Origin of the sequence: Streptomyces sp. NPDC012769 (genome assembly GCF_042901205.1) — a bacterium.
Lineage (GTDB): Bacteria > Actinomycetota > Actinomycetes > Streptomycetales > Streptomycetaceae > Streptomyces.
Window position 1 is genome coordinate 101286 of sequence record NZ_JBIBCP010000001.1, and the last position, 18255, is coordinate 119540.

At 71.6% G+C, this 18255-nt stretch carries 16 protein-coding genes and 1 pseudogene; 6 read left to right on the forward strand and 11 right to left on the reverse strand.

The window, feature by feature from the left end:
- Positions 1-531 precede the first annotated feature (531 nt).
- Positions 532-876 carry a hypothetical protein gene (locus tag ACFY7C_RS00490; RefSeq protein ID WP_389641532.1) on the forward strand — a complete coding sequence of 115 codons (345 nt, stop codon included), beginning with the start codon at positions 532-534 and terminating at the stop codon, positions 874-876.
- Positions 877-1238: 362 nt separating this feature from the next.
- Here ACFY7C_RS00490 and ACFY7C_RS00495 read toward each other — a convergent pair whose 3' ends face one another.
- On the reverse strand, positions 1239-2399 hold the full coding sequence (locus tag ACFY7C_RS00495; RefSeq protein ID WP_389641534.1) for a hypothetical protein: 1161 nt from the start codon (positions 2397-2399) through the stop codon (positions 1239-1241).
- Between the two features lie 867 nt (positions 2400-3266).
- Between ACFY7C_RS00495 and ACFY7C_RS00500 the strand changes: the two genes are divergently transcribed.
- Together ACFY7C_RS00500 and ACFY7C_RS00505 are read left to right on the forward strand one after the other, a co-directional pair.
- A complete protein-coding gene (locus ACFY7C_RS00500) occupies positions 3267-3650 on the forward strand; it encodes a VOC family protein (RefSeq protein WP_389641536.1) in 384 nt (127 codons plus the stop codon).
- Positions 3647-4520: pseudogene (locus tag ACFY7C_RS00505) on the forward strand (sigma-70 family RNA polymerase sigma factor). Before ACFY7C_RS00500 ends, ACFY7C_RS00505 begins: the two are co-directional and overlap by 4 nt.
- Before the next feature lie 372 nt (positions 4521-4892).
- Here the strand turns inward: ACFY7C_RS00505 and ACFY7C_RS00510 are convergent.
- A complete protein-coding gene (locus ACFY7C_RS00510; protein WP_389645841.1) occupies positions 4893-5357 on the reverse strand; it encodes a DUF2199 domain-containing protein in 465 nt (154 codons plus the stop codon).
- Positions 5358-6509: 1152 nt separating this feature from the next.
- Here ACFY7C_RS00510 and ACFY7C_RS00515 point away from each other — a divergent pair.
- A complete protein-coding gene (locus ACFY7C_RS00515) occupies positions 6510-6929 on the forward strand; it encodes a DUF5958 family protein (RefSeq protein WP_389641538.1) in 420 nt (139 codons plus the stop codon).
- A 495-nt stretch (positions 6930-7424) separates the two neighbouring features.
- On the opposite strand, the gene ACFY7C_RS00520 is transcribed toward ACFY7C_RS00515, so the two are convergent.
- Complete coding sequence (locus ACFY7C_RS00520; RefSeq protein ID WP_389641540.1) at positions 7425-8294, reverse strand: alpha/beta fold hydrolase; 870 nt, start codon at positions 8292-8294, stop codon at positions 7425-7427.
- Positions 8295-8649: 355 nt separating this feature from the next.
- Here ACFY7C_RS00520 and ACFY7C_RS00525 point away from each other — a divergent pair, with 355 nt between their 5' ends.
- Positions 8650-9165, forward strand: a complete 516-nt coding sequence (locus tag ACFY7C_RS00525; RefSeq protein WP_389641542.1) for a GNAT family N-acetyltransferase — start codon at positions 8650-8652, stop codon at positions 9163-9165.
- A 192-nt stretch (positions 9166-9357) separates the two neighbouring features.
- Here the strand turns inward: ACFY7C_RS00525 and ACFY7C_RS00530 are convergent, their stop codons facing one another.
- Positions 9358-9771, reverse strand: a complete 414-nt coding sequence (locus ACFY7C_RS00530) for a hypothetical protein (protein ID WP_389641544.1) — start codon at positions 9769-9771, stop codon at positions 9358-9360.
- 200 nt (positions 9772-9971) lie between these two features.
- On the opposite strand from ACFY7C_RS00530, the gene ACFY7C_RS00535 reads away from it, so the two are divergent.
- The gene (locus tag ACFY7C_RS00535) at positions 9972-10127 is read left to right on the forward strand and encodes a hypothetical protein (protein WP_389641546.1); all 156 of its coding nucleotides are present in this window, start codon (positions 9972-9974) and stop codon (positions 10125-10127) included.
- Between the two features lie 134 nt (positions 10128-10261).
- Here ACFY7C_RS00535 and ACFY7C_RS00540 read toward each other — a convergent pair whose 3' ends face one another.
- The 7 genes from ACFY7C_RS00540 to ACFY7C_RS00570 all read right to left on the reverse strand — a co-directional run bounded on the left by ACFY7C_RS00540 (position 10262) and on the right by ACFY7C_RS00570 (position 18061).
- The gene (locus tag ACFY7C_RS00540; RefSeq protein ID WP_389641548.1) at positions 10262-10729 is read right to left on the reverse strand and encodes a MarR family winged helix-turn-helix transcriptional regulator; all 468 of its coding nucleotides are present in this window, start codon (positions 10727-10729) and stop codon (positions 10262-10264) included.
- A gap of 161 nt (positions 10730-10890) precedes the next feature.
- On the reverse strand, positions 10891-11715 hold the full coding sequence (locus ACFY7C_RS00545; RefSeq protein ID WP_389641550.1) for an MBL fold metallo-hydrolase: 825 nt from the start codon (positions 11713-11715) through the stop codon (positions 10891-10893).
- On the reverse strand, positions 11708-12580 hold the full coding sequence (locus ACFY7C_RS00550) for an NAD-dependent epimerase/dehydratase family protein (protein ID WP_389641552.1): 873 nt from the start codon (positions 12578-12580) through the stop codon (positions 11708-11710). The genes ACFY7C_RS00545 and ACFY7C_RS00550 overlap by 8 nt, the downstream gene beginning before the upstream one ends.
- Before the next feature lie 128 nt (positions 12581-12708).
- Positions 12709-15537, reverse strand: coding sequence for an ATP-binding protein (locus ACFY7C_RS00555; RefSeq protein WP_389641554.1), 2829 nt, complete (start codon positions 15535-15537; stop codon positions 12709-12711).
- A 174-nt stretch (positions 15538-15711) separates the two neighbouring features.
- A complete protein-coding gene (locus ACFY7C_RS00560) occupies positions 15712-15870 on the reverse strand; it encodes a hypothetical protein (protein ID WP_389641556.1) in 159 nt (52 codons plus the stop codon).
- 61 nt (positions 15871-15931) lie between these two features.
- The gene (locus ACFY7C_RS00565; RefSeq protein ID WP_389641558.1) at positions 15932-17242 is read right to left on the reverse strand and encodes an SgcJ/EcaC family oxidoreductase; all 1311 of its coding nucleotides are present in this window, start codon (positions 17240-17242) and stop codon (positions 15932-15934) included.
- 159 nt (positions 17243-17401) lie between these two features.
- Positions 17402-18061 (reverse strand): hemerythrin domain-containing protein, encoded by a 660-nt coding sequence (locus ACFY7C_RS00570; protein ID WP_389641560.1) that lies wholly within the window; start codon positions 18059-18061, stop codon positions 17402-17404.
- Positions 18062-18255: the final 194 nt, after the last annotated feature.

The window sequence follows — 18255 nt, forward strand, 5'->3', positions numbered from 1 at the left end:
CTCCTCTGGTCTGAGCTGCCTCCCGATGCCTCTACTGGAAAGTGCATCCGTGCGGATGCGCTGGGCGGTCGCCGGCCGGGAGAGGTAGTAGCGGGAGGCGGGCTCCGGGTCCGGGTGCCGGAACGGGCCGCGAAGCGATCCGACGTGGTGCACGTCGGGCGGCGTGGCGGTGGTCATGCGGACGTGGGAGGGCCCGTTCCGGCCTTGACGCCTCCGAAGCGTCTCGATCGCCCGCCCTGTGACGCAGGTGTGGTCAGCAGCGCAGCCTCCTTCGGGACGAAGAGGCCGCGGACTCACATCCCGCCCCCTCCACCCCGACAGCTGAAGTACCAGTTCAGGGATCGGGGCCGACGCGCACCGGGAGACCACCGACGTTGTCCCGGACACCGGCCTGAGCGGGCCGGACGCCGGAGCAGTGTCCCGGACAAGTCCCGGACGCTCCTGGCCGTTGCCCGTGTCGACCGCCCCTGGACAGGCTTACGCCCCGTCCGAGCCGGGCAGCGGCCCGGCGACTACCCGAAGGAGTTCAGAGTGCGCATCGCTTCCAAGATCGGCGTCGCATTGGCGGGGGCGGCCCTCGCGCTGGGCGGCACCGCCGCCTCCGCCCAGGCCAGTACGTCGACGGAGCAGGCCCTCCCGCCGCTGCCGTCCTGGTGCGTCAACGGCGACGAGTGGGACGACGACTACACCTACGGTGCCACGTGCAGCGGCTCCCAGGTGTTCTACGCGCGAGTGACGTGCAAGAACGGATCGGGCCAGACGTCGTACGCCCGCGGTCAGGACGCCAGCTATGGCGGCTGGTCCTACGCCTACTGCTCCAGCAAGGGACCCGGCTGGAAGGTCGTCCCCTACTCGGGCACCGCCATCAAGCGCTAGCCGGAAAGCGAGCTGACCGGAAAGCGAATCGGCACACCGATCGGCGCCGACGATCTGACGGGCGTCCACACGGTGTCCTCCCTGCGGAAGACCGGCCGGTCCTGCCGCTCCATGCGGCGGGACCGAGCCCCTCGCCCCACGCAGGTGGTTCCTTATGCGGTCGCAGCCCAGCAGCGCGGACAGGGCGAGGTCGCACGCGAACGCTTCCACGCTCGACTCGGGCCGCCGCTGCGTCGTGGCTGAAGTCAGGCCGCATGGGACCTGACTTTCGGAAGCCCACTCGGGCGCGAGTATGCCGAAGCCCGCGCCGCGGGCCCGAATCCGGGCGCGCGGCGCGGGCGTTCGCGCGGACGGCCTGAAGGTCAGTTCCAGCGCAGCAGGTACGTCACGTAATTCGGAGCGTCGGTGGGCTCCTGCACGTCGGCGATCTTCACCGGCTCGCCGCCGGGGACGAAGTCGGCACGGAACAGTCCCGTCTTGCCGTTCTCGCCCTCGGAGAGAAATGCGAAGCTCTTGCCGTCCGGGGCGAGGACCGGATCCGAGTTGGAGCGGTCGTTCGCCGGGATCAGCTCCTCGGTCTTCACGACCTCCTTGTAGTCGGCCGAGAAGGTGACCTGCTGGAACTCGTCGCAGACCAGGGTGGTGGCATCCCGCCAGAAGACCGGCTTGCAGCCGAGCTCCGGGGCGTCGAGGCCCGCCGTCTCGATCGGTTCCAGGAAGTCGCTCGCGCCGACGCGGCCCTCGGCCTTGACGCGGGAGAGCGTCATGCCGTCCGCCGACCCCCCGGCCACGATCCCCCCGGCCGGGGCGGCCACGTAGTCGCCGTCATCGGTGGCCAGCACGGTCGTCGCGGTGGGCCCGTCCTGCTTCATCAGATCGCCGAGCTTCTCGTAGGCGACCCTCTCCTCGGACGCCAGGCCCGCCTTCGGGTCGCGGGAGGCGAGGTCGTCGCTGGACTGGTAGTCGTGCTCCCCCATGTCGTACCAGAGCCGGCCGGTGACCGGGTGGAAGGCCACCCCCCGGTTCTTCGGGCGCTTGCTGAAGGCGTCCGGGTCGGGAGCGCCGACCTCCTTGCCGGTGTCGATGTCCCAGGCACCGGCCCGCGACGTGCCCTCCATACCGGCGACGAGCGTGTAGTCCTTGTTGAAGGCGAGGGCGACCTGGTGCTGCGGACCCCCGCTCTCGCTGGTGGGGCAGCCACGTGCCGGCTCCACGCCGTTCGGCAGGACGGTCCTGCGCGTGGCCACGATCGAGCCGTCCTTGAGGGAGAGCGAATCAACGGTCAGCGCGTAGTCCCACCCGCCGCCGCCGTACTCGATCTTGTGGCAGAAGGAGAGGGTGACGGTGTTCGGCTGCGCCAGCGATGCCGTCTTGACGTCGCCGCCCCCGGCCTCCCCCTTCCCGCCTCCGGTGCCGCCGGAACCGGAACTTCCGACCGTGGTCGGGTCCGTGCCTCCGCCGCAGGCGGCGAGCAGCAGCGCGGCACTCGCCGCGAGTCCGGCCTTGGCGATACGTCGTCCCATGTCAGAAACCCCCGTGCAGATCGCAGCGCCGGGTCGGACCCGGCCTCGCAGTCGAACTCGGGGAACGCCCAACGCCGTTGACAGTGCCTTATCAACAAGCTGTTGCAGACGATCATTAAAACAGGCCGGCTCGGCGCAACCGAATCCGGCGTCCGAGGTCCCGCCCGGTGAACAGCTCGGCACGGGCCAGGAGATCGCACCGCCCGGGCCGGGACGCCTTCACCGAGCACGTGAAGAGGACGGGTGTCGCCATCCACCCGGTCAAGGGTCGGCTCTGATATGCGGAGCAGCCCCATGGCTTCGAGTCGAACGGCCCCGTCGTCTCCCGTGAGCCGAAGGCCGGGCTGCCTGCATGCCTGGCGCTTACGCATCTTGATTCGGTTGACGTGTCCTTCGACGACGCCGAAGTTCCACGGCGGGGTGAGCCCGGCGATGACGGCATCGCGGTCAAGCTCGCTGCTACGGCTTGGGTGCGGAGGCCGGGGAGGTCGTCTCGCCGGACGGCGTCGAACCACTGAGGCAGCCGTTCGCCCTTGCGCTCGGTGAGCATCTGGCTTGCGGTGAGGGTCTCCGCCCGGCGGATGATCCATCCGGCGACGCCCCGGGGTGACGGTGGGCGCGCTCTGACGAGGCCGAGTGAGCCGTCCCACGTCATCCATGCGTTGGTACAACCCCGGTTCCAGCGATCGGGCAGGTAGGGCCTGAACCGACAGCTCCCCGGAACGGGACAGGGTCGGGTCCCTCGCACCTCTCGGCCGACACCCGCTTCGGCGGACCGGTCCTGTTACGTTCTCCCGTCGGCACTCGTCATGGGGGTGAGACCGCATTCGTACGGTCGCCGCATCCCACGAGTGAATCGAGAACAAGGTGCTGAGCAATATCATGTACGCGACGGTCTACGTCACCGATCAGGACCGCGCGCTGGAGTTCTACACCGAGGGGCTCGGCCTGGAGAAGCGGATCGACGTCCCGGGACCGGACGGACGATTCCTCACCGTCGGCGTTCCCGACAGCCCGGTGGAGATCATCCTGTGGTCGAGCACGGCGGCCGCCGGACAGCCGGGTGGTGCGGGCGGTCCCGGTCCGCTGATCCTCGAATCCGAGGACCTGCGCAAGGACTTCGAGATCATGCGGCGGCGCGGCGTCACCTTCGAGGAGTCCGAGCCGGTGGACTATCCGTTCGGGGTCCGCGCCGAGGCCGTTGACCCGGACGGCAACCGGACCTCGCTCCGTCAGCAGCGCAAGCCGTGACCGCCCGCCCGGCCGGCCTCGTTGCCGAGGCCTTCGAAGCCCAGCGCGATCGGCTGTGCGCCGTCGCGTACCGCGTGCTGGGCTCGCACGCCGATGCCGAGGACGCGGTCCAGGAAGCCTGGATGCGCCTCGCCCGCCAGGACGCCGCGACCATCGACAACCTGGCCGGCTGGCTCACCACCGTGGTCGGCCGCATCGGCTTCGACCTCCTGAGATCCCGCGCGGCCCACCCCGAAACCGCCTACGAGCAGGAGTCCGCGGACTTCGTGGTGACGCCCGCCGACACCCCCGCGCCCGATGAGCAGGTACTGCTGGCCGATTCGGTCGGCCTCGCTCTGCTCGTCGTGCTCGACTCGCTCACCCCGAGCGAACGCCTGGCGTTCGTCCTGCACGACATGTTCGCGGTTCCGTTCCACAATCGGCCGGATTCTGGGCAGATCCGCCGATGCCTCCAAGATGCTCGCCAGCCGCGCCCGCCGCAAGGTCCAGGCCAGGGACCGGCCAGCGGGCCGCGGCCGGGAGCGCCAACAGGTCGTCCAGGCCTTCCGAGCCGCGGCCGCCGGCGGGGACTTCGAGGCGCTCCTGCGTGTCCTCGACCCGAACGTGAAGCTCACGGTCGACACCCCCGACGGCGTGGTCGTCACCCTCGGCGCCACCAAGGTCGCCGCCGGGGCTCGGATGTTCTCCGGCGAGGTCGCCCACCACCGGCCTGTGCTGCTCAACGGCGTCCCGGGCCACATGTCGTGGCGCGCCGACGGAACCCCCCTCTCCGTCATCGCCTTCACCGTTCTCGAAGGCCGGATCATCGGCATCCACATCGTCGTCGACCCGGTCAAACTCGCGTCGATCCAACTGCCCGCCCCGGCCTGAGCCGGGGAGGCCGGTCTCGCCAGGGTCGTCATCCCGCGCATGCGCAAAACACGGCGGCTGCCCATGAAGCGGCTGGCCCTGGCAAACAGGCGAAGGCTGCGACGAGACCGGAGACGAGGTGCGGCCCGGGCGTACCGGCGCGGTCGCCGGCCCCATTAGGGGCGGCCATAGTGTGGCACCGGTACGCCGGGGCGGCGCGGTCACACCGCGAGCACGGCCTGTCCACGAGCCGCGAGGCCCGGCAGGGGATGAGCAGCAGTGGACCGCGCGCCGCCTGGCCTCGCGCGCGGTGCGCAGCACCCCGGCCGTACGGTGGCACGTTCGCGCAGAGGCCCCAGGTCACGACCGGCCGCGGTAGTCGGCTGCCGAGCATCACTGCTGTGCGCGGTCGCCGGCGTGGCGCACGGCCGCCGCGATCTCCCGCACGCGGTCCAGGCCGATCCCAGTGCGCTGCTCAACGGCGAGGGGGTGGTCGGTGGGCTCGAGCTCGACGAAGGGGCGTCTACCGACCGGGCGGGTGTGGACGTACGTCTTGAGGTTGAGGGTCGTGGCCGGGTAGACCGGCAGGTCGGTGGTGAGCCAGCCGAAGTATGGCTTCTCGGTTTCCCGGCCGGGGCTGTCCCACAGATCCGCGGCTCGGGAGAAGTTCTCTCGGCTCAGCGAGACCCAGACGCCCCAGGAGAACACCTCGTCGCTACCGATGACGGGTATCTCGATCAGGCCCTTGACGAAGTAGTGCTGCCCGCGGATCACGCACTGATCCGACGAGAGCAAGCAGTCGTCGGCGTCGACGAAGGCCGAATCCCATTCGGCCGGGGCCTCGGCCGTGTAGTTCATCGGCAGCTCAGGGTGGTGGGCGCCGCAGCACGTGCAGGTGAACCCGAGATCACTGGTCATAGGGCCAGAGCCTAAGCCTCAGGGCCAGACAGCTCGGCCGCGTCGCGCGAGCTCGATGGCCGCAGGGACGATCTGCCCTTCGTCCTAGACGCCCGACCGCGCCTCAGGGGCCGCCTTGTGGCGCTCGGCGGCGGCCCCGGCTCAACGCGATCGCGACTCGGGTCCCCGTCCTCCTGCCGGGGCAGAGCCCGACTTTCCGCAACCCTCTGGGCGTTGCCAACACACTCGGGCACCACGGTCTACCGACCCGAGCAGCCCGGAACACTGCTATGCGCGAAGCCATCACCGTTCCCACCGATCGTGATGGCGCACCTGTTCGGTATCCCGCCCAGCCCCACACTGCCAACCGCTGCGCACACATGGTCAGCGAAAGCCGGTCCCACTACGTCGCCCGTTCCGAGATCGCGCCCTCACGGGACCGAGCAGGGCTCTTGTGTCCGGGCTTGGTTCCGCGGCGGAGAGAACTCCGCCCCTGCACCCGCCGGCGAGTGTCCAGCACGGCCCCTGCGGGGGTCGCACGTCCCGGTCCGTGATGATCGCTTCGTTGACGAGGAAGGCGTGAATGCGTGACTGGGAAGACGCGCCTACGGGCGGGCGATCCTGAGCTCGAGGACCAGGGATATGCCCTCGACCCGGTCGGCGCCGAACCCATCCGCATCGAGTTGTTGTTCCGTCCCTGCGCCTTCCTGCAGGCAGGCGACGAAGTCGTCGACCGTGACGGGCGTGCCTGGCGGTTCGACGGCCCCTGGGACGGGGCCTCCCTTCGTCGGCCAGCAGACCACTGTCCCGGCCTGGCCCACTGGAGCTCCTCTTACGCGATGGCGATCCGACACCCGAGGACACGGCGGCGGTCGCCCAGCGGACGGGGACGGGCAGCCATGAAGGGGAGCTTCAGCGTTGGAGCCGTCTCGCTCTTGCCAAACCGTCCACCAACCAGCCATGACCGAACCAGGACCCGACCCTTCAGCAGTGCCTGCAGAACACCACGAAGGCGATCGTCGCGGCGGTCACCGGCAGCCTCACCCGACCGCGCATCGCAGTCGCGCTGCTTCTGCCTCGTTCGTGACCCAAGCCGCGTGAGATGATCGGCAGATGTGGGGGACCGGAAGTGAGGATGGTCGAGCGCTTCGGCGTGAAACCGAGCAGGTCGTCAACGAGGTCGCCCAAGAGCTTCGCACGTTGGACGACGGGACATCCTGGTTCTCCGCCCTGTCCCCGGCAGGACGGCAAGCTGTCCTGCAAGAAGTCGCCGGCTACGCGATGCAGGCCCACATCACGGCGGCAGACGGGCGTGAAGGAGTAGCCCGGTCCGGTGTGAAGCCCACGGCCAACCCTTCGGTGATGATTTGCATGGATCCACCTCGCTACGGGTTTGCGGCCCTCCCGGCCGACGAACACGTCAAAGCGTTCCGCGTCCTCGTCGCCGTGTTCTCCGTCGCGGACAACCGTCGCAGCCAGACCTACTGCAGAGGCACTTGCGGACACACATGGCACAACCTGCCTCCCCGGTGAGATGCCGCAGCGGCACGCGCCGATCAGGTTGAGGTTCCCCTGGTCGCTGCCCTCGCTCCTGAAGCTGCTGATCCACATGCTCAGGTTCATGAACGCGTCAAGTCGGACGTGCCGTGCCGTGCCCCTGGAGGTCCGCTTCCAGCCACCGTCGTCACCGATCTCGACCGCATTCGGCGTACAGCGGATGAGATCGATGACGTCCAGGTCCCCCTTGGTGACGATAACCGTCGGGAAGACCGTCCAGACGATTACGGAGCCGTCAGGCTCGATGCTCAGCCAGCCCCTGGCTCGCGGCCTGCTCCCCCGATTTTTCCTGCGGCGCAGGCCGTGGGCAGCGAGTCGTCGCGGCGCACGGCCTGCGGCTGCGCCTGCAGTGCCTTACGCGGGAGGGGGCCGCCCGTCCGGCTTGCGAGACCGCGTCGCGCAGACCGGCGGCTGCAGGTCGTCCGCACCGCCGGCGGGCGAGTGGCAACGGGGGGCTCGGTCGGCGGTCGGCTAGGAGGCGCCGTCAAGGACCTCGCGCAGTCGCTGCGCGAACTCGTCCGGCTTCCCCGGGTATCCGAACTCTCCGTCGCAGAATCCGCCGTGATGGCTCGGGAACACGGTCACCCGCTGTCCGAGCAGTTCGGCGGTCGCGACGGAGGTGCGTCCGGTCTGCACGTTCTCGGACTCCTCGCCCATGGCGATCACGATGCGGGTCGCCGCGGCGGCGAGGGCGTCGACGTCCGGCCGGTAGCTGCTGACCGCCCATGACCGGTCGGACAGCAGAGGGTCGTCACGTGAGCCGTCATCGTCCGTGGGCATCCCGAACGCGGCGGGATCGGCCGGCGGCTGTTGGAAATATGCTTCGGTGAACTCTCCCTCCCACGAGGTCATGGCCACGAACGCGGCCATCCCGGCTCCCCATCCCCGCTGCTCGTAGGCCTCCCGGACTCCGGCCCGCGCCCGCACGGCGGCCGGGCCGTCCGGAGTGAGGGTGACGAGCGGCGGCTCGTGCGCGACCAGGGTGGTCACGTCCGCGGGATGGTTCGCCACGAGCGCGAGCGCCGTGATCGCACCGCCGCTGCTGGCGAACATCTCGACCGGCCCGGCCCCGACGGCCTCGATGACGGCGTGCACGTCGTCGGCCTGGACCTGGGGCGTGTGGTCGACCCGGCCGTCCTCGCGGGTGCTGCGACCGAGCCCGCGCGGGTCATAGGTGACCACGGTCCGCTCGGGGAAACGTGTGGCGAGGGCGGCGAAGCCGGTGGCGTCCATGGGCTGCCCGATCATGAACAAAGGAGGGCGTCCGTCCCTGGTCGGCAGCGGCCCGCGGACGTCATAGACGAGGACCGCGCCGGGTGTCTCGAGTGTGTGCGTCTTCATACCGGTGCAGACCGGCCCCGCCCCGGAAAGTCATCGGCGTGGCGGGCAGCTCCGAAACAGCGCTGCGCCCTCACCTCCGATAGGCGGCGAATGCGGATGGCCGCGGCCATCATGGTCGCCATGACGCGATGCGCTTCGGCATCAAGGTAGCGCGCTGCCCGAGCGCCTGCCAGCATGGTTGTTCCGGGGCCACGACCTGCGCCAAGCACCGCTCATGGAAATACTGCTGCCCCCCTACCGCCTCCAGCGGATGGGCGATCACCACAAGCCCCAATCCCCGTGGATCGACGCCGGCCCGACCGAAGCCACTCCCCACCACCGCCACTGCCGACGAGCGAGCTGACGTGGAAGCACGATGAACGACGGCAAGCAGAAGATCATCACCTACCTGGAGATGACCGACCCCGCCGACCTGAACCCGGCCCCGGCCGTCCCCGGCTTGGCCCTGTGCCGTCTGGACACCGGCTCACCCCTGGTCCGCAGCGTCCAGGCACGCGTCGGCGAGAAGTACGGCTGGCGTGCGGCAGCCCGCACCGAGGAAGAGTGGGAGGAGCATCTCGCGGCCCGGCCACAGCGCCAGTACTGGCTGATCACGTTCGCGGACGCGCCGGCCGGCGTCTCCTACCTCCAGCCCGGGACCGGCGGCAACGTCGAGATCAGCGCCTTCGGCCTGCTCCCCGCATACCTGGGCCGAGGGCTGGGCGGCTACGCCCTGACCCTCGCCCTGCGCCAGGCATGGGCCACCGAGCCGCTCGACGCACCCACCGCGCGCCGGGTCTGGCTGCACACCTGCACCGAGGACCACCCCCACGCCTTGGGCAACTACAAGAAACGCGGCATGCGCCCCTATCGGGTCGATCCCCAGCAGTAGCCGTCGGCCCAAGCCGGGGCCCAAGGCCGGAGATGATCCGGCCGCCTGAGCGCAACCGTTCGGGCCAGGGTCCATCTCCGAGCAGGGGGCTGAAGTCGACGGCCACGTGCGGGTTCGGCCGGATCGACGTCTGCGACGCTTGAGCCGAAGGAGGCCGCGATCGGCCCTGCACCGCTCATGATGGCTCTCCGCTCAGCTCTGCGGCGACGATCGGACTCCTTCGGGCCCGGCTTGAGGGCGGGTGCGGAAGACGGCGTTGCGGACGGCGAGCCGCCCTGCGTGGTGGAATGACCTCGGGTGGGAGTCGACTGCGTGGATTCCCATGGCGCGAAGAACGACGGCCACCGCCACCGTGGTCCCGGGCTCCAGCGCGGCCAGCTCCTCGCGTATGCCGTCGGCGACCGCGGCCTGGAACTCGGCCACCTCCTCCGAGGTCGCGTCACCCCGAATGGCCAGGTCGGCAGACGATGCGAAGGCGACGCCTTCCTCCCACGGCTCGAAGTCCACGGTGACGTCCGCGAAGTCCGACGGGCATCCGGCCTGCCGGGCGTACACGGCGCGCACTCCTCGGAGCGGGTGGGGCGGAAAGCTGATCTTCTGATCCACATGATCACCGTACTCGTAGGGCCTGCACACCTCACCCTGCCCGACGCCGGTCGCCCCGGGCGACACTCCGTGATGCCCCGGGCGGTCTTCTCGGCCAGCAGGGCTCCCAGGCAGCCGGAGTACGGGTCAGGGGCAGGCTGCCGACCTGGCCGCGGGCGTAGTCGACGGGGCCGGATGCTCGGCGTCGTGACACCGAGTGGTTGCCCGTGCGCGTAGTCGTCCACGTCGGGGTAGTGTCGCCGGCCCTCATCGAGGACTCCGCCTCACAGTTCACGCACGGCCGGATCACGGAGGCCCTCCGCTTCAGCAAGACGGCCGGCGAGGTCCCCCCGGCCACGGAGTCCGACGACGCGTGAAGCAGCATCGAACCGTTCACGGTGCCGTCGTATCAGCGCCCGCTGGATGGTGGCATGACCCTGCCGCACCACCTGCCGGCGGGCTTGCCACGACGTCACGAGGGGCGGGGTGCTGGGCCCGGCCCCTCGGTCTGTCAGCCGATCGTTCCGCCCGCGTTGCGGATCAGCCGCTGGAGCACCTTCAGCGTGGTGACGTAGTCCGCGTCGTCGATGCCCTCGTGGAGGGCGGCGCGGATCGCGGGGGCGTTGCGCGCGAGGTCGACGCGGGCCTGTTCGCCCTCCTTCGTGAGCCACAGCCGGTCCTCGGCGTCCCGGGTGAGCCAGCCGCGCTCCAGGAGCACCTCGGCCTCGGCCGCCAGGTCGTCCTCGGGCCGGATGTAGGAGGTCATGGCCTGCCGCAGCTCCGGGAGCGTCATGCCGTTGCCATCGGGCGAGATGTCGTTCTCCGACAGATTGCGCAACAGCCAGAACTGTGGCTGCGTGTAGCCCTTTTCGGCTATCTGCGTTCGGGTGTACGCGATGAGCGCCTCGTAGGCGACACCGGTCCAGTACGCGGCGGGCTGTCCGGCGAGTTCGGCGTCGGACATCTGCTGGGTCGTCATGGGATCGTTTCCTCCTTCGTGTACGTCACTGTGGAGCCGGCACTCGGTGCGGGTCATACCGAAGGCCGTATGGCCTCGAAGGCCGTTGAGGACGAGCGGAACGGCGATCGGCGCGGTGTGGCGGACGGTGGCCGACACCTGTCCATGACCGGCACTCCCGGTCAGCCACTCGGGACCGCTCCCTTCTCGAAGCGGAGGTAGCGTTCGACGGACCGGGCCAGGACCTCGTTGCCATGGGCGGTGACCACCCGGTGCCACCAGGCGCCGTAGATCCGCTCGAAGCGGTAGCCGGCGAGCAGGTCCGCCGCCGCGCGGACCGCCTGGGGGCGCTCGGGGATGTGGTTGGCGTAGCTGTACATGAGGGTCACCCAGCGGTTGTCTGGGCAGACGTTGACCACGTCGCCGGTGAAGAGCGCCCCGCCGCCCGCACTCCAGTGCAGCACCGCGCTGCCCGGGAAGTGCACGCCCGGGTTGATGAGGGTGAGCTCGTCGGTGAGCTGGAGCGTGCCCCCGCTCCAGAACCGGACGGCCGGGTCAGGACGGCCCACCCACTGCCGGTCGGCCTCGTGCAGGTGGACCGGCGCGTCGAAGGCGTGCGCCCACTCCACCATCGAGGAGTAGAAGTGGGGGTGGCTGATGGCGATGTGGTCGATGCCGCCGAGCTCTTCGACGGCCCGCACCATGGCGTCGTCGAGGTACGGGACGCAGTCCCACAGCACGTTCCCGGCGGCGGTGCGCAGGAGCAGGGCGCGCTGGCCGATCGCGAACTGCGGGGTGACGCCGATGCCGAGTACGTCGGGCCCCTCTTCCTCGAAGCGTCCGGTGTGGCCCTCCTCGCGCAACGCGGCGACGGTCGTCCACCGTTGGCCGTCGGGGCTGACGTACTGCCGTTCGTCCAGACAGACGGGGCAGTCGGCACGCTCGCCCGCGTACTGGGTGCCGCAGGTGCGGCAGATCGGCGGTGCCGCGAGGATGGTGTCAGCCACGGTTGCCTCCGGAGAGTTCGGTGAGGACGTACGGTCGGCTCGGGCGCCAGCCCAGCTCGTCGACGGCGCGCCGCCCGGAGACCACCTGGTCGAGCGCGAGCGCCTCGGCGAAGGGAGCCCCGAGCACCTCGGCGGCTTCCGCGAGCGGCCACGGTTCCGCCCTGCCGGTGCCGCCCGCGGCGATGTCGGCGGCCGCCGCGACCGCGGCCGCGGGGACCGACTCCCACGCCACGCCGTGCAGGAGGTGACCGGACTCGCTCTTGGTGAGGGTGAGGGCGTACAGCTCGGCGAGGTCGTCGATGTGGACCATCGGCCAGCGGGTCGCGACCGGCCCCACGTAGCGGCCCGTGCCGTGCTCCCTGGCCCAGCCGGTCATCAGGGCGGGGATTCCGCCGTCCCGGCCGTACACGATGCCCGGGCGTATCACCACCGCCCGCACGTCGTCCCCGGCGGCGGCCAGCACCCGCTGCTCGATCCGCGGCCGGTAGCCGACGATCGCGATCGGGTCGGTGCCGGCGTCCTCGGTCAGCGGGGCGTCCCCGGTGGCGCCGAGCACCCACACGCCGCTGGTGTAGACGAACGCCCGGCCCGTGCCGCGCAGCGGCGCGAGCAGCGCTTCCAGGGCGGCGGTGTCGACCGCCTCGTCGCCGGTCGGCGTGGCCAGGTTCACCACCGCGTCCACGTCGTCGGTCACGGCCGCGCGCAGCGACGCCGGGTCGGTCAGATCGCCGATCCGCACCGGCACGTCCGGATGCAGCGCGGCCGCGTCCTTGACCAGGGGCACCACGTCGTGGCCCTCCAGCGTCAGGCACGACACCACCGCGGAGCCGATGTAACCGGTGGCACCGAGTACCAGAACCTTCATGAACCCTCCCGAGCGAGCATTCTTCGAACACGAGAACCGTAGGATCCGCACCCCCACCCGCGGATCCGTCGAACGACCGGGGTGACGGGAGCGTGGTGGACGACGGGGGTGGCGGGGCTGGGCGCAGGTCAGCCCAGGTCGAGCGCTCCCAGGGCGGCCCGCGACGTCACACCGAGCTTCGGGTAGGCGTTGGACAGGTGGTAGCCGACCGTGCGCGGGCTCAGGAACAGGCGCGCCCCGATGTCCCTGTTGCTCAGACCCGTCGCCGCGAGCCGGGCCACCCGCAGCTCCTGCGCGGTCAGTCGGCCCACGAGGTCCGCGCCCGCCGCGGGCGCGGCCGGGCCGGCCGGGGCGGCACCGACGGCCCGCAGTTCCGTGCGGGCCCGGTTCGCCCACGCGGCCGCCGGCATCCGCTCGAACGACTCCAACGCCCCGGTCAGCGCTTCCCGGGCGTCCGCCCGGCGCTTGCCCCGGCGCAGCCACTCCCCGTACAGCAGCCGGGTGCGCGCCTCCTCGAACGGGCGGCCGTCCCCCTGGTGGGCGGCGAGCGCCCGCTCGTAGAACTCCTCGGTCCCCGCGTCGTCGGCGGTGAGCAGGGCACGGCAGCGCAGTTCCAGCGCCCCCGCCCACGCGGTTCCGGTGGCCTGGGCCCACCGTGCGAAGCGCTCGGCGGCCGGCTCGGCGTCGGCGGCCCGGTCGAGACGCATCGCGGCCTCCACCTGGTCGGGCAGACTGTGCACGGAGACCATGAGGTGCCGGTGCGGGCCCCCGGTCAGGGCGGCGAAACGTTGCAGCGCCCGGTCGTAGCGGCCGAGCCCGAGGTCGAGCAGTCCGTGCGCCCGGGTCAGCCAGAACGGGTTCGGAGCGACATCGGGGCAGAGGTCCGGCCCCTGCCGTCCGGCGGCACCCTGTCCGCCGGGCAACCCCCCACCCCCTCCCGTGCCGCCCGGCTCCTGTCCGTCGAGGGCGGACAGCACGGCCAGGACACCGCTGAGCATCGTGGCGAGATGGCGCTGGCCGGTGTCGCGGGCGATCTCCAGGCCCTCGACCGCCGTCGTGTACGCGTCCCTGTGCCGGCCCAGGAACAGCCGCAGCCGCGCCAGCCGCAGCAGCACGCGTGGCAGCACCCCGACGGCACCCTCCGCCCGGCACTCCCGCTCCAGGGCCACGGCCTCGTCGTGCACCGAACGGTACTCGCCGAGCAGCATGTCCCAACCGTGCAGCCGTACTTGATCAGTCAGGCTGCGCTCGTGACGGGTCCGAACGACGTGTCCGGCGAACTCCCGTATCGCCGGTGCCCCCCTCTCCGGAGCTCCTTCCAGTGTGTCGAGCACCCCGGCCGCACCCCGGTGCACGGGATGCGCGCCGAAGTCCAGACCGGCCGCCCGCGCCCGGGTGTCCCGGGCCGCCGCGACCGGGTCCGGCGCTTCCCACGCCATCGCGGCCGCCTCGAACAGCAGCCACGCCCCCATGGCGGGACGGTGCGCCGTCACTTCGGCAGTCGCCTCGACGAGCAGCAGCCGCGCCGACTCCGGGCGGCCCTCCTCGTGTTCGAGCGCAGCCCGGACGCTGGCGAGCCGGGCGACCGCCGGCGGACTGCTCACGGGCCTCGCCTCGTCGGCGAGCGTCCCGGCGAGTTCCACCTGTCCGGCCTCGGCCGCGGCGGCCGCCGCGGCGGACAGCCGCAGCCACCGGGCTTCCTGCTCCTCGGTCAGCCGTGCCGCCCGCCGATACGCGGCGGCGACCGCCGCCCGGCCGCCCCGCGACCGGAACAGTTCCGCACTGCGCGCCAGTTCGGCGGCGACCTCCTCGTCGTATCCGACGGTCGCCGCGGCCAGGTGCCAGGCCCGGCGGCCCATGTCGGCGGCGGCCGACGCAACCTCGGCGAGTGCCCGGTGCGCGGTCGTCCGCTCGGCCAGCAGCGCACCCTGGTACGCGGCGGCCCGCACCAGCGGATGCCGGAACACCACTCGGCGCCCGGACACCCTCACCAAGTCCGCCGCCTCCGCCGGCCCGAGGTCGCCGGCGGCCGTCCCCACCCGCTCCCCCGCCGCCATCACCAGCGCCACGTCACCGGTGTCGTCCGCCGCGGCGACCGTCAGCAGCAGCCGGGACGGCGCGGGCAGCGCCCGGATCCGCTCGTCGAAGATCCGCCGTACCCGCCACGAGGCCGGAAGCACGGCGATCTCCCGCGCGTCCAGCGGCTCGCTCCCGTCCCGCTGGGCTGGTGTGAGAGCCCCCGCCAGCTCGACCAGAGCGAGTGGATTGCCCTGTGCCAGCCCGAGGATGTGGCTGCTCACGGTGGCATGCAGATCGGGCGCCCGAACCGCCAGCAGCGCCGCCCCCTCCTCGTCCGTCAGCGGCCCGAGGTGCAGCATCGGCAGGCCCGGCGTGCCGTCGAAGGCAGCCGCGTCCTCCTGCGCGGCGAACACCATGGCCACCGGCCCCGCGCAGAGCCGCCGGGCCGCGAACAGCAGCGCGTCCATGGTCTCCAGGTCCATCCAGTGCGCGTCGTCCACCAGGACCACGACCGGACGTTCCGCGGCCAGCTCGTCGAGCAGACCCAGCGTCGCCGCCCCGACGAGGAAGCGGTCCCCGACTGGTGCGTCGTCCGGCGCGATCGCCCCGCGCAACACGGCCGCATGACGCTCCGGGAGGTTGCCGCCCCGGTCAAGGACGCCCCGGAGGAGCACCTGGAGACCGGCGTACGGCAGCGCTGCCTCCGACTGGACGCCCCCGCACCGCAGAAGCCGTGCTCCGACGCCCCTGGCGGCCGAGGCACACCAGTCGAGCAGCGTCGTCTTGCCCGCCCCCGCCTCGCCGAGAAGCGCCACGGCCCCGCCCCGGCCCTCCCATGCTGCACTCAAGAGCCCGTCGAGCACTTCCCGTTCGTGGTGCCGGCCGCTGAGACCGGCCGGCCCCCCGTCGGCGGTGCTGGCCCGGACCGCGTCGGTCATCGGTGCTGTCCCCTCCTCCTGTGTGTGGCTGACGATGTCAAGGGCAAACGGCCGTGCGGCCCGCCTCGAGTGCCGCCGACTCCGCGGCCGGGTCGTCCTAGGGCCGGATGTACAGGCTCATCGCCTCGCGCGGCTTGGCCACGCTCATCCCCCCGCCCTCGGGTGAGATGTCGTTCACCGAAGGTTGAGCAGCAGCCAGAACGCGGGCTCGGTGCGGTCCTCCTCGACCTGCCGGGCCCGGGTGAACGGGACAAGCCCCTCGTAGGTGACAGCGGTCCGGGAGGTGCCGGGCTGTCCGGCGCGTTCCGCGTCGGGGTTCTGCTCGGTCGTCATGGAAGGTTGCCCTCCTGCTGCTTCGAATGTGGGAGCCTGCGCGTGCAAGCCCTGCGGGTCATCAGTCGACCGCGACGGTGTTCTGTGCGGCGCCGATGCGCCAGGCGCCGTCCTCCTTGACCAGGATGTAGAACGGGCGGCCCTCGGGGCGGTCCGCGATCCGGGTGCCGTCGTGGCGGACGGGCTGCTGGCGGACGTTCACGGCGGCGACGTCGGGCCGCAGGAACAGCACGCGCTCGACGTCGTAGACGGCGGTGGACTCGGCCATGGCACCGGGCAGCACCTTGCGGGTGAAGGTCTCGATCTCCTCGAAGCCCGACAGGCGCTTGCCGTGGCCGGTGGTCCACACCGGGTCCTGGCGGCGGAAGACGCTCAGGAACCGGTCGACCAGCTCGTTCTGCTGGGCGTGCTCGACCTCCGCCACCACGCGGCGGACGGCGGCCACCTCGGCGTCGGTCTCCGGCCCTTCGGGGGCTCCGAACACCTCGACGGGCCGGTACGAACCCGATGCCAGTTCGGTCACGACGCCCGGCCGGCTCGGCTGCCAGCCGAGGACACGACGGACGGCGGCGCCGCTGACACTCTGGTCGAGGGCGAGCGCGTCCGCGAAGAGCGGGCCGAAGACCTCGGCGGCCCGCTCCACCGTCACCACGTGAGGGGCGGCGAGCACCCCGGCAGCGCGGCCAGCGGCCCGGGCCACGTCACGGACCGGGACGGCCGACTCGCCGACGCCGTGCCAGACGGTGCCGGCCTCGGCCCGCTCGAGTGCGGCCACGAACAGCTCGGCCAGGTCGTCCACGTGGACGGTCGGCCAGCGCACGCCCTCCTCGCCGTAGTACTCGGGCGCCCCCTGGCGGCGGGCCCGGTCGACAAGCAGGGCGGGGATGCCGCCGCCGCGGCCGTACACGATGCCGGGCCGGACGACGACGGCGCGCACTCTCTCGGCGGCCTCGGCCAGCACCCGCTGCTCGATCAGCGGGCGGTAACCGACGATGTCGATCGGATCGGTCGGCGTCTCCTCGCCGACCTCCTGGGCCTCGCCGGTGGCGCCGAGGACCCAGACGCCGCTGGTGTAGACGAAGGGACGGCCGGTGCCGCGCAGCGGAGCGGCGAGCGCCTCGATGACGGCGATGTCGACGTCCACGTCGCCACTCGGGGGAGCCAGATGAACCACGGCCTCGATGTCCGGGGTCACCGCCCCGGCCAGCGAGGCCGGGTCGGCGGTGTCGCCGACCAGCCGGCCGTGCCAGGCCCGGCGGGACTGCTGCTCCGCGCCGCGGGTGAGCGCGACGACCTGGTGGCCGGCGGCGGCGAGGTGGTCGGTGACGGCGGAGCCGATGTAGCCGGTGGCACCGGTGAGCAGAACCTTCATGACGTTTCCCGTCGTGAGGAACGAGGCGTTTCGTCTCGTTCGATGGTGTGGTGACGTACTTCGCATGCGGTCGGTGGGCACGGACCCGCCCGTGGACCGCGGGAGGGGACTGGGGCGGCAACGCGCCGAGGCAGGGGGCACGATTCCGGAAGGCAGGGCTCAGGGCCGGGTGGCGGTCGGAGCGTCCGGGGTACTCCACCGATCGAGCGCCGCGTAGGCAGGCTGCCACCGGTGCACGTACGCGTGGCGCGCAGACCGCGGCAGGAGCTGCGCCAGAACGGCGGCCACGGTTCGCTCGGCCGCGCCGTCCAGGAGCCATGGCAGGATCCGAACCGCATCGGCCACGATCCGCTGGGTGTGGACGCGCCCGAAGTGGTCCCACTGCTCCTCGCTCAGGACGGCCTGGACCAGCGGGAAGACGGCTTCCTCCTCATGGCGCAGGTGTCCCCGTAGACCGGTGATCAGCGAGCGGGTGAGCTCACCGAACAGGTCGAGCCCGACATCGGGACCGACCAGCGCCTGGTCGATCGCCTCAAGCAGGGCGGCGAGCGCGGCGTGCTCGGCCTCGATCGCCTCCAAGCGCGTCAGGTCGAGGGGACGGCCGACAAGGGCCTGGCGCAGGGAGGGCCACAGGACGTTGTCCTCGGCGGAGTGGTGGGTGTGCAAGGCCCTCCGGAACAGCTCCCAGCCCGCGGCGGTGCGCAGGACGCTCCGGGGATCGGGATGGGCGCGGCCGGCGGCTCGGGCAAGGTGGTGCAACTCCCTTCGTAACGCGTCGTGCATCGCGTACGTCACGGTCATGTCGAACCTGTCTCGCACGTCTGTCTGACTCCTGGGGCCGGTGACCGGGTGAGCCCGTGCCAGGCGGTGGCGCCATGACCGATTCCTCCAGGAACAGGACAGCGGAATGCCACGCCTGACGGAGCGGGGCATCGTGGGAAGGGCGGCCGGGCGAGGGACGGCCAGGGGGGCCGAGGCCCTCTCGACGACCGGCCTGCCCGGGTGCCTCAAGC

Coding starts and splice junctions, on each gene's coding strand:
- ACFY7C_RS00495 (WP_389641534.1), bottom strand. CDS start 2,399: ATGGGACGACGTATCGCCAAGGCCGGACTCGCGGCGAGTGCCGCGCTG.
- ACFY7C_RS00510 (WP_389645841.1), bottom strand. CDS start 5,357: ATGAACTACACGGCCGAGGCCCCGGCCGAATGGGATTCGGCCTTCGTC.
- ACFY7C_RS00515 (WP_389641538.1), top strand. CDS start 6,510: ATGTGGGGGACCGGAAGTGAGGATGGTCGAGCGCTTCGGCGTGAAACC.
- ACFY7C_RS00520 (WP_389641540.1), bottom strand. CDS start 8,294: ATGAAGACGCACACACTCGAGACACCCGGCGCGGTCCTCGTCTATGAC.
- ACFY7C_RS00525 (WP_389641542.1), top strand. CDS start 8,650: ATGAACGACGGCAAGCAGAAGATCATCACCTACCTGGAGATGACCGAC.
- ACFY7C_RS00540 (WP_389641548.1), bottom strand. CDS start 10,729: ATGACGACCCAGCAGATGTCCGACGCCGAACTCGCCGGACAGCCCGCC.
- ACFY7C_RS00550 (WP_389641552.1), bottom strand. CDS start 12,580: ATGAAGGTTCTGGTACTCGGTGCCACCGGTTACATCGGCTCCGCGGTG.
- ACFY7C_RS00555 (WP_389641554.1), bottom strand. CDS start 15,537: ATGACCGACGCGGTCCGGGCCAGCACCGCCGACGGGGGGCCGGCCGGT.
- ACFY7C_RS00560 (WP_389641556.1), bottom strand. CDS start 15,870: ATGACGACCGAGCAGAACCCCGACGCGGAACGCGCCGGACAGCCCGGC.
- ACFY7C_RS00565 (WP_389641558.1), bottom strand. CDS start 17,242: ATGAAGGTTCTGCTCACCGGTGCCACCGGCTACATCGGCTCCGCCGTC.